Origin of the sequence: Uliginosibacterium paludis, assembly GCF_039631355.1 — a bacterium.
Classification (GTDB): Bacteria; Pseudomonadota; Gammaproteobacteria; order Burkholderiales; family Rhodocyclaceae; genus Uliginosibacterium; species Uliginosibacterium paludis.
Map to the genome: position 1 here is coordinate 13697 of NZ_JBDIVF010000012.1, position 15319 is coordinate 29015.

Sequence of the window (15319 nt, forward strand, 5' to 3'; positions counted from 1 at the left end):
GTGCAAGCGCTGCCGCGGCGCATGAAGTGAGGCTGCGCCCGCAGCGGCGATTCCGCGTTCAGCCGGGACCCGCGGGCGCTCAGGGTCGATCGCTGCTTTCGCGCCCGACGCTGGCGACATACACACGGGCCGGCTCGACGCCGGCCGGGTCCAGCGTGATCTGCACGCGACGTCCGTCAGCACCGTCCCACCAGACCACACGATTACTCCCGGCTTGCGCCCATTCCTTGGCCTCGCCGAGCGCGGGCGCAAGGGCGGCACGCACGCGTGCAGCGTCGATGGCGTCTTCGGGGCTGAACATCAGCGTGATGTTGGTCAGGCGGTCGTTGCTGCGGTCGAAATACACCGCTGCCCGTCGGCCATAGGGCTTGAGTTCAATGAAAAACGAGCGCAGCGCCGTGCCTTTCGCGGTGAAGCCACCAGCCGGATCTTCCTTCAGCCGGCCAAATGGCTTCAGTCTGGCGGCGGCCGAATCCGGCGTCAGCTCGAACAGTTGCGGATCCGTCAGCAGCTTGACGACCGCGCGCTCCATGCCCTGGTTGCCGGCCGATTGCGCCGGCGCCGAGCAGACACAGACGCTCAGGCTGGCGAGCAGGACGAGCAGCGTGTGGCGGCGCATGTTGGCGAGCGTTCGGGCGGCGCGCCGCAGCATTTGATGGAGGTTTGAAAGGGCGTTCATGTTTTTCCTGAGGGGGTGGGGGCAAGCCCGAACCATAGCGGAAACCTCATATCCGGCGCATGGGCCGGATGGGTGGCGGTGCCGCCCGGAGCAGGTGTTCCGCGAGTGCGCGTGCTCGCGAAGTCTTGAAAGCCGTGCCCGTACCTTGTCGCTGCGCAGGCCTCTTCAGGCGCTGGCCCGGCGCAACAGCAATTCGAATTCGACGCCATCGGCCACATTGCGGGCGCTGACGGTGCCGCCCATCTTGGCCATGTAGGTGCGGGCAACGAAGAGGCCCTGGCCGCGATTGCCGGCAGCCCCCGCCTCGGCCTGATCGGAGACGCCGTATTCGAAGATCTTGTCGAGCATGTCGGCGGCGATCTGCGGGCCGGTGTTGTGCAGCGTGACACGCGCGGCGTTTTCGTCCGCGGCGAGCGCGAGGCGGATCGGGCTGCCGGGGCTGCGGTAGCGATCGGCATTCCTGAGGATGTGGGTGACCACGTCTTCCAGCGGATACTCGTCGGCGCGCACCCACAGCGGCTTGTCGCCCGGCGTGAAATGCACATCGCGGATGCCGGCGCTCGGCGCGTTGCTGGCGATGGCGGCGAGGAAGGCGTTGAGGTCGACGCGGCCGGCCTGCACGGTGGAGAGCTCGAAGGCCTCGCTCGGCGAGGCGCTGCCATAGAGCACGCGGATCGCCTGCTGCATGCGGGCGAGATAGCGCTGGTCGGGGTCGTCCGGGCTGGCGTGGAGCGCCAGCAGCGATTGCAGCGGCGACATGATCTCGTGGCCGACCGCGTGCCACATGTCTTTCTCCTGTCCGGTGCGGATCTGCTCGCGCAGCATGTCTTCGCGCACGCGGCGCTGCAGTTCGTGCAGGCAGGTGGCCAATATGCCAAGTTCATCACCGCCGCGCAGGTCGGCCACATTGAGCTGCTCCAGACCCTGCTCGGCGCTGCTGGCTTTCTGGACCGCGCGGGCACGCCGTGTGAGCACGGCAATCCGGCGAATGATGCCCAGCTCGATGGTCAGCCAGGCGAGAAAGATCGCGCCCAGCATGGCGCCGACGAACCAGGCCACGCGCGTGACCGCCCGGGCGAGGATGCGGTTGGCGCTGCGCGCGTCGCCGGTCAGGACCAGCTCGAAACGGCCGACCGGGGTGGAAATCTCTTCGCGGGTCTGCAGCGGAAAAGCGCTGCTGTCGACCGGCAGACGGCGGATCAGCCCGAGCAGCAGCGGCGAGATCGGCTCGTCGCTCGCTTCCTGCCCGAGCATGTGGAGGAGTTCCGGCGCCTTGTCGTCGCCTGCCTTGCGGATGCTGAGGGTTTCGCCGGGCAGCAGCAGGCTCTGCAGATCGGCCAGCAGGAAGGGCGCGCGGGCCTCCGCGCTGTTGCTGTCGAACATCGGCGTGTCGGCCTGCGGCGCGAAGACCTGCAGCTGTACGCGGATGTCATTCAGGTCGGCAGGCGGCCAGATCGGCCGGCGCTTGCCCAGCAGCTCTTCGCGCAGCAGCTCGACCGGCAGACGGATCGCGTAGAAGGCTTCGCGTGCGCAATCCGGCGCCGGTTCGCGGCCGGGCAGGCAGGCGGCGGATTGCCAGATCCAGCCGCGGAATTCGCGCTGTGGCCGGGTGAACACATAATCGCCATCGGGGATTTCGGTGAAGCCGGTGAGCCGGCCGCGAAAGGCTTTGCCGGGCTGGGCCGAGCCGTCGCCCTCCAGCTCTACCGGCGCGACCCAGCGGTAATCCTGACCGCGCAGCGAGAGCTGGATGCGCAGCCGGTGCGCGCCGGTCAGGTAGCGGTCGCCACGCTCGTGCGGCACCAGCACCGGGGCGGCGAAGCGCCCGGCGGCATACACGAAGGCGCCCGCCCAGGGGTTGCTGCCCACGGCCACGCAGAGGCTCGCGTCGTCCGGGTACTGCACCGCACAGCCAGCCATGTCGATGGCATTTCGCACCTTGTTCTGCTCATCCACATCCAGCGCCGCATAGGGCAGCAGCAGCGGGCGCAGCGGCGTGATCTGGTCGCCGCCGGATTGCGGATTGAGCAGTGCGAGCTGGCCGGTGGGGTGGCGCAGGCGGGCGGCGATCTGGTCGCGGGTCTTGGCAAAGCCATCCTGATAATTGTCGAAGCTCTGCTGCTTCTCTTCGCGCAGCACGGTGAGCGCCAGCGCCAGCGTGGCCCCGAGCAGCAGCAGGAAGACCGCGCGAAACAGCGTGCGCAGGCGAAAGGAACTGAGCCAGGCCAGCACGCGGCGTGCCATCAGCCGCGCGCCTCGGTGGCCCAGCGGAAGCCCCGCATGGGGACGTTCTCGATGGCGTCGAACTTCTCGTCCAGCTCACGGAAGGCTTCGCGGATGGTGCTGACATGCTTGCGGATGTTGTCGCGGTTGCGCCCGCTCTTCACCACTTCGAAGAGCTGTTCGTAGGACACGACTTGGCCCTTGTGCTCATAGAGCGCCAGCAGGATGCGCTGGGCGGTGAGCGGCAAGTTCACGCGCTGGCCACGCCACAGCGTGGCGCCTTGCCGCAGCGGGTCGATGGAGAGGTCGTCGTGCGGCATGGCGCTGGCCGGCTGGGCCTTGTCCTGGCGGGCCTTCACGGTGCGCAGGATGTCGAGGAAGGTGTCGATGAAGTCGCTTTCCTCGAAAGTGGTTTTCTGCAGGTAATCCCAGGCGTCCAGCGCCTTCATGATGCTGCGGTAGATCGCCGCGGGCATCGCCGAGACGACCAGCACCGGCGTGCCCTGGGCGCCGCCACCCGCCTTGTTGATGGCATTGATGATGGCCACGCCGGCATGGCGCTCGCGGCCCAGTTCGATGTCCAGCACCACCGCGTCGTAGTGCTCGCGGGCAATCGCGGCTTCGGCCTCGTCACGCGAGAACCACTGGTCGACGCGGATTTCCGGCCGGGCCGCCTCGATCCAGCTCCTGAGCTGGTTGCTGGTCGGGATGTCGTCTTCGATGACGGCTACTTTGAACATCGGCTTCTCCGCTGCGCAGGCACTGCGCCGATTATCCCCGCATTCCGGCCCGGGCTCATGCCGGTGGCTGTGAGTGTTTCTTCCGGGGCCGGAAGCAAGAGGCCCGGCGGCATGATTGAGTGCTCTCCGGCCCCGAAACCATGATGGCAACACGGCACAAGCGGTGCCGCCCGGCACCTGGCCACTCTGGAGGACATCATGGAATTGCCCCGTCTGAACACGCTGACCCGCATCCTGCGCATCACCTTCAACCGCTTCTCCCGCCGCACTGCGCCGATGGCCTTCGAGGCCGGGCGCAATATGCGTGGCGCGGTGCGCCCGCTGCTCATCGCGGGTGCGGTCGGGGTGGCCGGCTATGCGGTCTGGCAGCATCCGCCGGTCGGCACGGTGGGGCGTGGCGAAGCGGGGCTGCGCGTGAATCAGCTCACTGGCGCGGTCACGGAAATCACCGATGGTTCCGTTCTCGTCATTCCCGGTCTGCATCGCCTGCAGCGCTATCCGCTGCATGACCAGATCTATCGCGCCGAGCGCAGCGCGCAGGCCGATGGCCCGGCGCCCTTCCAGTCGGTCGAGGGGCTGTCGCTGGGCGTGGAGCTCTCGATCCGCTATGCGCTGGACCCGGCGAAGCTCGCCAGCACGGTGCGCAAGCTGCCGGAGAACATCGGTGCCGAGGTGGTGGAGCCGGAAGTGCAGGGCGTGATCTACAAGACCTTCACCCGCTACACGGTGCGCGAAATCTTCTCGACCCGGCGTGTGGACATCCAGCAGGCCATCGAAGCCGAACTCCGGCCAAAGCTCGCGGCTGACGGCATCCTGCTCAAGGGCGTGATGATGGGCAAGGTGGATCTGCCGGCCGATTACCGGCGCGGGCTGGACCAGTTGCTCTCCGAGGAACTGGCCACCGAGAAGATGCGCTACACGCTCGAATTGAAGGAGAAGCAGGTCAAGCAGACCGAGCTGGAAAGCCAGGCCGAAGCCGTGCGCCGCGAGCGCGCAGCCGAAGCGGCCGGCAACGAGCAGATCATTGCAGCCAAGGCGCAGGCCGAATCCATGAAGCATGTGCTGCCCTTCAAGGAAAAGCAGATCCAGCAGCGCCAGCTTGAAGCCGATGCCGAGAAGATCAGCCGCATCAAGGGCGCGGAAGCGAATGCCGAAGCGCGCAAGATCGAAGCCGGAGGTGAGGCCGCCTCGCGCCAGAAGCTGGCGGATGCCGATGCCTATCGTGTCGAGGTGATGGGCAAGGCCTCCACCGCCCAGCTCGAGCGCGATGGCGCGCTGATCAGCAAGCATCCGCTGCTGATCCAGAAGACCATGGCGGACAAGCTCTCGGACAAGATCCAGGTGATCATCGCTCCGCCCAACACCAGCGGTTTCATCGGCGGCAATCTGCTGGGAGCTGCTCAGCCTGCACCCTCGCAAGCCGTGCCGCAGGCTGCTGAAGAAGGAGCCGAATGATGATCGCCGCGACCGCACTGGCCTTGGCCATCGTGACTCAGGAGCAGGTGGCGCTGCGCGCCGCCCCGCGTGACTCCGCCCAGCAGCAGGCCCAGCTCTGGCAGGGCGACAGTCTGGAGGTGCGCGGCGAGAAGGGCGACTTCCTGCAGGTGTGGGATCACCGCCGCGAGCGCGGCGGCTACATCCGCACGAGTCAGGTGCGCCAGATGGAGATGACGCCGGCCGATGCGCCGCAGATGCTGGCGGTGATGAAGTTCGTGCGCGACACGCCGGGGCAGGAGGCGCTGGGCATCGGTTATGCCGCTGCCTTCCTCAAGGCCGCCTCGGCCGAGCAGATCGGCCCGGAAGCCTTCGACGCGCTGGGCACCATGGCGGACCGGCTGGCCCGGCGCGCATCAAACAGCCGCGGCGACAAGGCGCGCGATGCGCAAACCGCCGCGCAACTCGAAGTGGCAGCCGCCTATGGCATCGGCATGACGAGTTTCGAGCGCGAAGGCCGCGTGCAGATCTGCTACGACGGTGCGGCCTTCCGCCGCGTGCTGGCAATGCAGCAGAGCGCGCCACTGCTGCGCGCCCGGGCGGCGCTGGCACTCACCCGTCATGAATGCGTCAGTCCCGACCTGACGCCGACCCAGCGCGCCACACTGGATGCCTGGCGCGTCGAAGTGCTGGGGCGCGTCGATACCGCGAAGCTGCCGGAGCATGTGAAGAACCGCATCTTCATGCGCCGCGCCGGGGTGCTGGCGAGCATCGCCTACCAGCAGCAACGCCGGGGCGAAGCGCCGCAGGAAACCGCGAATCGTGCCATCGAGAACCTGGCCGCGATCAACAAGAGCGAGCTGACCGAAGACGACAGCACCAGCTACAGCGACGCCGCCACGCGGGCCGGCGTGGTGCGCTGGGCCGCCAGCGATGCGGCGCGTGCCGTGTCCACGCTGAGCGTGACGACCCGCCCCGGCCAGCCTGGCGAGACCTGCGTCCAACTCGTTGAGGCGAAACAGAAGGCACCGCTCTTCGAGCGCTGCACCTATGGCTTCGTCTATCCCGCTTCCGCCGCGCCGAATCCGCAGCACACCATGCTCGCGCTGGCGGTGCAGACGCTGGATACCTGGCGTGAGCTGTGGCTGTTCCGCAAGGGTGAGGATGGCTGGTATCTGGATGTCATTCCGCCTTCAGCCAATGGTCCGGACATCGGCTACATCGATTTCGCTGGCTGGGTGCCGGGCGGCAAGCAGATGCTCACCGCCCGCGAGGTGCGCGTCGATGGCCGCTACAAGCGCAGCTTCGAGCTGATGAATCTCGATAGCCTGCAGGTCGAACGCTGGGCCGACAAGCCGGAGTCGCTGACGCCCTTCTACCGCTGGCAGGATCCGGCCTGGAAGCGCATGACCCTGAGCCTGCGCTGAGCGCTTTGCTCCGCTGCGGCGGCGGAGGCTGCGGCTGATTTGGCGCGCTTCGCTTTGCTCAGGTCGCCCTGCGGGGTTGGCAGGGCAGGGGCGCGTCGGGCGGAAGGCTGGACGAAGTGGATGCGGTGACCTGACAATCTTCTCCCGGACGCAGCCTTCGCCCGGCTTGCGCATGCCATGAAAACCACCCGGAAACCGGTCATGACAAACAGATGGTCTTGCCTGCTCGCTTCGATCTGGATCCTTGCTGCGCTGCCGGCCGGGGCGCAGGAGAAGCTCAACGAAGCCTTGCACGAAGAGATCGTGCAGATCACTGTGCCGGCCGCTTCCCTGCTGGAAAGTGACCGGCAGATCGTGGCGACGGTGTTCCGCCCGGACGGGGCCGGGCCGTTTCCGCTTCTGGTGCTGAGCCATGGCAGCCCGCCGGTGGCCGCAGACAGGCAGACCATGGGGCGCGCGCTGCAGATGACGGCGACGCGCGAGTTCGTGCGGCGCGGCTATGTGGTGATCGCACCGGTACGCCGGGGCTACGGGGCGACCGGCGGCGACTACGCCGAGGGCTATGCGCGTTGCAGCGCCTCCGAGTTCTACAAGGCCGGCATGCAGGCTGCGCGGGATGTGCTCGCGGCGCTGGCCTTCGGCCGCAGCCTGCCCTATGTGAAGCAGGATGCCTCGGTGCTTGCGGGGCAGTCTGCGGGCGGCTTTGCATCGCTCGCCGCTGCGAGCCTGAAACCTGAAGGCGTGGATTTCGTGCTCAACTTCTCGGGCGGGCGAGGCGGCGATCCGGTCAAGCATCCTTCCGTGCCCTGCGGCGAGGGAGCACTGGCCGAAACCTTCGGCAGGTTCGGCGCCAGCATCCAGGTTCCGGTGCTGTTCCATTATGTGGAGAACGATCTCTTCTTCGGCCCGGGCTACACGCGCAGCTGGTTCGAAGCCTTCGAGCGCGCCGGTGGCAAGGGCCGCTATGTGCTGCAGGCGCCGTTCGGAAACAATGGCCACGGCCTGATAGGGGCGAAGGCCGCACTGCCGATCTGGTCTCAGGCCGTCGATGAGTTCATCGCCAGTCTGCCGTCGCTCAGGTAAGTGCGTCGGTGCCCTTGCGCCTGTGGCGAAACCGGGGGCGGCCGGATCGGCGCATCGGGCTATGGGCGGCGTCGAACTTGGCGTGACCGATCTGCTTGCCTTGATTCCGGACTGCGAGGCCTGGGCGTCGTGAGCCGGAATGAATGCCCTTGGGCGGAAAGAGGCTTCATGCTGGTCGCATGGCGCGCGCGGGCGGCGCCGGGCAGTGCTGCGGCAGCGCTCAAAGGGTGACGACTTTCAGACAGGTGCGTGAGTGTGCCGGCGCCGCGAATCTTTTCCCGGTGTCCGACCCGCATTACGCAGCTTCTCCTACGTGGTGCGCCGCGTGCGGCTCCTAAGGTTTCCATAGGGTGTCAGCCGACACTGAAGCAACCGACAGGAGAGCGACCCATGTTTGCGCACAACAAGCGATTGCAATACACCGTGCGGGTGAGTCAGACCAATCCCGGGCTGGCCAACCTTCTGCTGGAACAGTTCGGTGGCCCGCAGGGCGAGCTGGCCGCCGCCACGCGCTATTTCACCCAGGCGCTCGGCGAGCTCGACCCGGGCCGCAAGGACATGCTGATGGACATAGCCACCGAGGAGCTCAGTCATCTCGAAGTCATCGGCACGCTCGTCGCCATGCTCAACAAGGGCGCCAAGGGCCGGCTCGCGGAAGCCGCCGAAGAGGAAGCCGAAATCTACCGCTCGATCACCGGCGCCGGCAATGACTCCCACCTCACGCAGCTGCTCTATGGCGGCGGGCCGGCACTGACCAACTCGGCGGGCTACCTCTGGACGGCAGGTTACATCGACACCATCGGCGAGCCGACGGCGGACCTGCGCTCCAACATCGCGGCGGAGGCGCGCGCCAAGATCATCTACGAGCGGCTCATCAATGCCACCGACGACCCTGGCGTCAAGGAGGCACTCGGCTTCCTGATGACGCGCGAGGTTGCCCACCAGCTCTCCTTCGAAAAAGCCCTCTACGCGATTACGCCCAACTTCCCGCCCGGCAAGCTGCCTGCGATGCCCGAGTTCGAGCGCGTCTATTTCGACCTGTCGCAAGACAGTGAAGGCGAGGAAGACGCGCCGGAAGGCGCCTGGAACAGCGATGAGAATTTCACCGTCGTTGCCGACCGCGAAGCGCAACACGCGGTAGATGGCGGCGACGGTTTGGCGGAAGTCCGGCTCGACAGGGAAGAGCAGGCCGCCGTCGAGGCCGCCGCGCTGCGCACCCGCTCGGACCCCGACGCAAATCCCACCACCGGCGCCGAGCTTGGCTCGCTGCCGGAGTGAGTCGCCCGCCCTCATTTTCCCCACCCACCCCACATCAGGAGCAAGACCATGGCAACGAAAACCCGCACCCTTGACGAACTTTTCCTGCACGAGCTCTCCGACGTCTACAGCGCCGAGAAGCAGCTCACCAAAGCCCTTCCGCGGCTCGCCCGCGCAGCCACCAATTCCGAGCTGGCTCAGGCCTTCGAGACCCATCTTGAAGAGACCCTCGGCCAGGTCCAGCGCATCGACCAGATCGTGGAAGCGAAGGGCCTGCGCCTGAAGCGGCTCAAATGCGCGGCCATGGAAGGCCTGGTCGAGGAATCGCGCGAGCTCATCGACGAGCTCGAAAAAGGCCCCATCCTGGATGCCGCACTGGTGGCCGCCGCACAGAAAGTGGAGCACTACGAGATCGCCACCTACGGCACCCTCGCAACCTGGGCCAAGCTGCTCGGCCATGACGACGCCATGGACCTGCTGCTCGAAACCCTGCAGGAGGAAAAGGCCACCGATGAAAAGCTCACCCAGTTCGCCAAACAGACCGCCAACGCCGAAGCCCAGGCGGCCTGATGCTCGAACCGCACCGTGTGGAAGCGCCGCCGCGAGGCGGCGTTTTTCATGCGGCGGTAAAGATGATGATGCTCCGCTGGCGGCAGCCGCTCAGGCCGTGATCTCGACCGGCGCGCCGTCGGGCATGCGGATTACCGCTTCATAGAAGCCGTCGCCCGTCTGCCGGGGGGCCGAGAGCAGCAGGCCATCGTGCGCGCAGCGGGCGGCAAGCGCGTCCACGGCTTCGGCAGAGCCGAGGGAGACCGCGATGTGATCCCAGCCGCTGTGCTCGGCCGCCGGAGCGCGGGCAAGTGCCGGCAGGCTCATGAGCTCGATGCGCGGGCCGCCGCCCGGCAGGCTCACGAAGCGGGAGCAGAAGCCGGCGCGACGGCGGCTGTGATAGGGCTCGCCGACCTCGGCCTGGAAATAGCGCTGCCAGAAATCTGCGGCGGCATCGAGGTCGGTCGTCCAGAGGGCAACGTGAGCGAGGGGCATGAGGGGCTCCGGTCAGGCAGTGGGCGGCGCAGGAGTTTTCAGGTAGCGGCGGCGCGCAGCAGGCTGCAGCCCAGGGCCTGCAGGGCGTCGGCTTCGGCGGCCGGGGCCTCAGGGCTTAGCACGAAGCACTGCACGGCCTCGGCCGGCGCGATGCGGTGAGGCGCGCGGGCGCTGAACTTGTCCGCGGTGACGAGCACCGTGCTGTGGGGGCTGGCTTGCAGCAGCAGACGCTTGAAGGCCGCGTCGGCAGCATGCTGGGCGCTCAGCCCCCGGCTGGCCGATACGGCGCAGGCGCCGAGAAAGCAGCGATCAATGTTCAGTTGCGCGAGGCCTTGTGCGGTGGTGGCGTCCAGCGCGCCGCCCACGACCGGATCCACGCAGCCGCCGAGCATCACCAGCTTCATCCCGGGCCGGCGCAGCACGGCGGCGGCGATGTCAATGGCATGAGTGGCGACGGTGAGTTCGAATTCGTCCGGCAGCGCATCGACCAGCGCGAGCGGCGTGCTGCCGCTGTCGAGAAAGATCAGTTCGCCGGGCTGCACCAGCGTGGCGGCGGCCCGGGCGAGGGCCTGCTTGAGCGGGCCGTCCTGTTCGGCACGGGCGCTGACCGGGCTGAATGCGGGGGTGCAGGGCAGCGCGCCGCCATACACGCGGCGGCAGCGTCCTTCGGCGGCGAGAGCACGCAGATCGCGGCGGATGGCGTCTTCGGATACGCCGAACTCGCGTGCGAGCGTGGCGGCCACCACGGGCTGGCCGTCGGCCAGACGGGCGGCGATCTGGTCCCGGCGGGCAAGGGGCAGGTCGGCATTCATCTGCGCACCATATCGTGCACAAACAGGAATGTAAACGTGCATAAACGTGCATTGTGTGGGCCCGGTGCCCGGGCCGCGAGGTGCTGACCGTCCGCAGGCCTGCGTCGCGCCGGGCTACGAGCGGCGGGCGCAGGGTTCCGGCGCGGTGGCATGATGGGCGCCCCTTCCTGCGTGCTGTTTCGTGATGACTGCTCCGGCGCCTCTCCGTCTGTTTCTCCGCTCCCTTCGCAGGCTGGCGCCAGGCGCGCTCGGTCTGCTGTGCCTGACGGGCCTGCCGGCGCAGGCCCAGCTGGCTACGAAACCCTCGGCATTCCGGGCTGCCGGCGAGGTGGATCCCACGCCGCCGGTGGCCGAGGCCTATCGCGCCCGCATCGGGGGGCAGGTCGATTTTGACCGTCTGGCGCGGCGCTATCACCGCGGCACGCCGCTGGAGCTGCCGCATCTGCTCTTCCTGATCGACCGGCAGCAGGGCGACCGGCCCTATTTCATCAATACCCGTCGCTTCAGCCTGCATGAGCACTTCCTGGCGCGCGGTCCGCTGCACCTGCGGCTGGACCATGCCGCGCTGGCGGCGAACTACCGCACGCCGGATCGCCGCTTCCTGCTCGGCACGCTGGCCTGGCAGCGCAGCACGCAGCAATGGACCTATGAATTCTGGGAAGGCGACCAGCTCGATGCGCACCTGCTGCAGGCGGCACAGCGCAGCCTGCAGGCCGCCTTCTTCGCGCCGCTGGTATTCAAGGCCAATGCCCAGGCGCATGAGCGGGTGGCGACCACCGCCGGCCTGCCTTTCCTGTCGCAGGCACAGCTGATCCGCGAGCAGGCCTTCCTGCCGCTCAATGAGGGCGTGGCGAAAGGCCGGGTGCGCCTGGTGCCGGCTGGCGGCATCGTGGCAGACGCCGATCCGCAGGACATTCTGGTGCTCGATGAGGTGCCGATCAGCCTGCCGCCAGTGGCGGGCATCATTACCAGCCGGCCTTCCACCGCGATCTCGCATGTGAATCTGCTCGCCCACGGTTGGGGAATTCCGAATGCCTGGGTGCGCGACGCGCTGACGGCATTTGCCCCGCTTGACCGGCAATGGATTGAGCTGCGGGTGACGCGCGAGGGCTATCGCGTGCAGCCGATCGCCCCCCAGGCGCTGGTGAAGGCACAGCAGGGCCGCGCGCTGCCCAGGCCCGATCTGAGCCACCCGGCACTGGCGCCCCTGGCTGCCCTGCGCGCGCCCGATCGCAGCCGTTGCGGCAGCAAGGCGGCCAATCTCGGTCAGATCCGCGCCGCCAGACTGCCTTCGGTGCAGGTGCCGGACGGCTTCTGCATTCCCTTTGCGCGTTATGCCGAATTCATGAACGGCGCGGCCGCGCAGGCGCTGATCCGGGCGGCGGCAGCCACGCCGCATTTCGACGAGGATCCCGCCGTGCGCCATGCCGCGCTCGACACGCTGCGCCGCGAGCTGGTGGCTTTGCCGCTGCCGCAAGCCTGGTCTGCCGAGTGGCTGGCTCAATGGCAGGCGCAACTGGGCGGCGCGGGCGTGTTCGTGCGCAGCTCGTCCAACTCCGAAGACCTGCCCGGCTTCAGCGGTGCGGGGCTCTATACCACCGTGCCCAACGTGCGGCAGGCTGAGGCCTTGTCCGAGGCAGTGAAAACGGTGTGGGCCTCGGTCTTCAACAGCGAAGCCTTCGAGGCGCGTCGCGCCGCCGCGATCCCACTGGATGCAGTAGCCATGGCGGTGCTGGTACAGACAGCGGTCGACTCCCGCCGCTCCGGCGTGATGATCACGCGTGATCCCTTCGACGCCGCGCACCGGGGCGCGAGCTACATCGCCGCCAAGCGCGGTATCGGCATCAAGGTGGTGGAAGGCCGCCGGATTGCCGAGCAGGTGATGGCGGATGCGCGCAGTGGCGCGGTGCAGCTGCTGAGCCGCGCCGACGAGCAGAGCGAGCTGGCGCTGGATGAGGCCGGTGGCGTGCGGGAGCGCGCGCTGGACGAAGCCAGCCAGCACCAGACCGTGCTCGACGACGCCAGTGCGCGCCGCCTCGCGCGCGTCGGCGACGCAATCCGCAAGCTCTTCGGCGGCCACGATCAGGACATCGAATGGGCCACCACCGAAGGCGAGCAGGTGATCGTGCTCCAGGCGCGGCCCTATGGCCGCCAGGCGCCCCGGTCGAGCGCCTCCGCGGGGCTTGCCCGCCGCGCTGCGCCATAAGGAGCGACGGCGCGCCGGAGGAGGATCGGGCAGGGCGGAGGCGGGAAGCGCAGGGCCTGGCCTGCAACGGCGGGGCGCTGGCCGCCGGAAACCCGGATAATGGCGGCCACTCTGTCTGCTACACCCGGAATTCAGCCATGGAAATCAAGGTCAATTTTCTCGACAAGCTCCGCCAGGAGGCGAAGTTTGACGACTTCACGGTCATTGCCGATCAGCCCATCCGCTACAAGGGCGATGGCTCGGCGCCCGGCCCCTTCGACTACTTCCTGGCGTCCTCGGCCCTGTGCGCGGCCTATTTCGTGAAGGCCTACTGCGACGCGCGCGGTATTTCGACCGAGCACATGCGCCTGTCGCACAACAACATCGTCGATCCCGAGAACCGCTACAAGCAGACCTTCAAGATCCAGATCGAGTTGCCGGCGGATATTTCCGAGAAAGACCGCCAGGGCATCCTGCGCTCGATCGACCGCTGCACCGTGAAGCGCGTGGTGCAGAACGGGCCGGAGTTCATCATCGAGGAAGTCGAGAATCTGGACGCTGACGCACAGGCGCTGCTCACCCTGAATCCCGATTCGGACACGCTCACCTACATCCCCGGCAAGGATCTGCCGCTGGAAAAGACCATCGCCAACATGTCAGCCACGCTGGCGGCACTCGGTATCAAGATCGAGATCGCCTCGTGGCGCAATCTGGTGCCGAATGTATGGTCCCTGCATATCCGCGACGCGCATTCGCCGATGTGTTTCACCAATGGCAAGGGGTCAAGCAAGGAAAGCGCGCTGGCTTCCGCCCTGGGCGAATATATCGAGCGCGCGAGCTGTAACCATTTCTACAACGACCAGTACTGGGGCGAAGAATTCGCCAACGCGGCATTCGTGCATTACCCGGACGAGCGCTGGTTCAAGCCGGGCAAGAAGGATGCGCTGCCCGCCGGCATGCTGGATGAGTACAGCCTCGCGATCTACAACCCCGATGGCGAGCTGCGTGCCTCGCATCTCTTCGATACCAACTCCGGCAACACCGAGCGCGGCATCTGCTGCCTGCCCTATGTGCGGCAGTCTGATGGCGAGGTGGTGTACTTCCCCACCAACCTGATCGACAACCTCTATCTCTCCAACGGCATGAGCGCCGGCAATACGCTGGTGGAAGCGCAGGTGCAGTGCCTGTCGGAAATCTTCGAGCGCGCCGTGAAGCGCGAAATCCTCGAAGGCGAAATCGCCCTGCCGGATGTGCCGGCTGAGGTGCTGGCGAAGTACCCTGGCATCGTCGCCGGCATTCAGGGCCTGGAAGAGCAGGGCTTCCCGGTGCTGGTGAAGGATGCCTCGCTGGGCGGGCAATTCCCGGTGATGTGCGTCACGCTCATGAACCCGCGCACCGGCGGCGTCTTCGCCTCCTTCGGCGCGCATCCGAGCTTCGAAGTGGCGCTGGAGCGCAGCCTCACCGAGCTGCTGCAGGGCCGCAGCTTCGAAGGCCTCAACGACCTGCCCAAGCCCACTTTCGAGAGCAATGCGGTCACCGAGCCGAACAACTTCGTCGAGCACTTCATCGATTCGAGCGGCGTGGTCTCCTGGCGCTTCTTCAGCGCCAAGGCCGATCATGAATTCGTCGAGTGGGATTTTTCCGGCAGCAATGCTGAGGAAGCCGCGACCCTCTTCGGCATCCTCAAGGATCTGGGCAAGGAAGTGTATGTCGCGGTGTATGACCACTTGGGGGCCACGGCCTGCCGCATCCTCGTGCCGGGCTACTCCGAGATCTATCCGGTGGAAGACCTGATCTGGGACAACACCAACAAGGCGCTCGCCTTCCGCGAAGACATCCTGAATCTGCACCGCCTCGATGACGACGCGCTGCAGGATCTGCTCGAGCGCCTGGAAGACAGCGAGCTGGATGATTACACCGACATCATCACGCTGATCGGCGTGGAGTTTGACGAGAACACCGTCTGGGGCCAGCTCACCATTCAGGAGCTGAAGCTGCTGATCTGCCTTGCCATCCAGGATCTTGAAACCGCGCATGAGCTGGTCGGTGCCTGGCTGCAGTACAACGAGAACACGCTGGAGCGCGCGCTCTTCTATCAGGCGCTCAACGTGGTGCTGGAAGTCACGCTCGACGAGGAACTGGCGCTCGCCGATTACGAGGCGAACTTCCGCCGCATGTTCGGCGACGCGCGCATGGACGCCGCGATCGGCTCGGTGGAGGGCAGCGTGCGCTTCTTCGGGCTCACCGAAACCAGCATGAAGCTCGAAGGCCTGGACCGCCACCAGCGCCTGATCGACAGCTATCGCAAGCTGCATCGCGCCCGGGCGGCCGCGGCGAAGGGCTGAGCCGGCGCTTCCACCCGGTCGCCCGCGGCGCCCCGCTTTCCTGGGGCGTCCGGAATCAGTATGCGGCGGGCATGTTCATGCTGCGCGCAC

General features: G+C 67.1%; 12 protein-coding genes. 7 read left to right on the plus strand and 5 right to left on the minus strand.

Annotation, left to right across the window (positions count from 1 at the left end; genetic code table 11):
- Positions 1–79 precede the first annotated feature (79 nt).
- The 3 genes from ABDB87_RS18325 to ABDB87_RS18335 form a co-directional block, all read right to left on the minus strand.
- Entirely contained in the window at positions 80–679 is a 600-nt protein-coding gene (locus tag ABDB87_RS18325) for a hypothetical protein (RefSeq protein ID WP_345929775.1), read from the minus strand.
- A 165-nt stretch (positions 680–844) separates the two neighbouring features.
- Positions 845–2923, minus strand: coding sequence for a sensor histidine kinase (locus tag ABDB87_RS18330; RefSeq protein ID WP_345929777.1), 2079 nt, complete (start codon positions 2921–2923; stop codon positions 845–847).
- Positions 2923–3642, minus strand: a complete 720-nt coding sequence (locus ABDB87_RS18335) for a response regulator transcription factor (protein ID WP_345929779.1) — start codon at positions 3640–3642, stop codon at positions 2923–2925. Before ABDB87_RS18335 ends, ABDB87_RS18330 begins: the two co-directional genes overlap by 1 nt.
- 198 nt (positions 3643–3840) lie before the next feature.
- On the opposite strand from ABDB87_RS18335, the gene ABDB87_RS18340 reads away from it, so the two are divergent.
- From ABDB87_RS18340 to ABDB87_RS18360, 5 genes are all read left to right on the plus strand, one after another.
- Entirely contained in the window at positions 3841–5097 is a 1257-nt protein-coding gene (locus tag ABDB87_RS18340; protein WP_345929781.1) for an SPFH domain-containing protein, read from the plus strand.
- Entirely contained in the window at positions 5094–6503 is a 1410-nt protein-coding gene (locus ABDB87_RS18345; protein WP_345929782.1) for a hypothetical protein, read from the plus strand. Before ABDB87_RS18340 ends, ABDB87_RS18345 begins: the two co-directional genes overlap by 4 nt.
- 201 nt (positions 6504–6704) lie before the next feature.
- Positions 6705–7586, plus strand: a complete 882-nt coding sequence (locus ABDB87_RS18350; RefSeq protein WP_345929784.1) for an alpha/beta hydrolase family protein — start codon at positions 6705–6707, stop codon at positions 7584–7586.
- Positions 7587–7976: 390 nt separating this feature from the next.
- On the plus strand, positions 7977–8864 hold the full coding sequence (locus ABDB87_RS18355) for a manganese catalase family protein (protein ID WP_345929786.1): 888 nt from the start codon (positions 7977–7979) through the stop codon (positions 8862–8864).
- Positions 8865–8912: 48 nt separating this feature from the next.
- The gene (locus tag ABDB87_RS18360) at positions 8913–9413 is read left to right on the plus strand and encodes a YciE/YciF ferroxidase family protein (RefSeq protein WP_345929787.1); all 501 of its coding nucleotides are present in this window, start codon (positions 8913–8915) and stop codon (positions 9411–9413) included.
- A gap of 90 nt (positions 9414–9503) precedes the next feature.
- Here the strand turns inward: ABDB87_RS18360 and ABDB87_RS18365 are convergent, their stop codons facing one another.
- The gene (locus ABDB87_RS18365) at positions 9504–9887 is read right to left on the minus strand and encodes a VOC family protein (protein WP_345929789.1); all 384 of its coding nucleotides are present in this window, start codon (positions 9885–9887) and stop codon (positions 9504–9506) included.
- 38 nt (positions 9888–9925) lie between these two features.
- Positions 9926–10699 (minus strand): DeoR/GlpR family DNA-binding transcription regulator, encoded by a 774-nt coding sequence (locus tag ABDB87_RS18370; RefSeq protein ID WP_345929791.1) that lies wholly within the window; start codon positions 10697–10699, stop codon positions 9926–9928.
- 184 nt (positions 10700–10883) lie between these two features.
- Between ABDB87_RS18370 and ABDB87_RS18375 the strand changes: the two genes are divergently transcribed.
- The gene (locus tag ABDB87_RS18375) at positions 10884–12905 is read left to right on the plus strand and encodes a PEP/pyruvate-binding domain-containing protein (protein ID WP_345929910.1); all 2022 of its coding nucleotides are present in this window, start codon (positions 10884–10886) and stop codon (positions 12903–12905) included.
- A gap of 137 nt (positions 12906–13042) precedes the next feature.
- Positions 13043–15229 (plus strand): OsmC domain/YcaO domain-containing protein, encoded by a 2187-nt coding sequence (locus ABDB87_RS18380; RefSeq protein WP_345929794.1) that lies wholly within the window; start codon positions 13043–13045, stop codon positions 15227–15229.
- Positions 15230–15319: the final 90 nt, after the last annotated feature.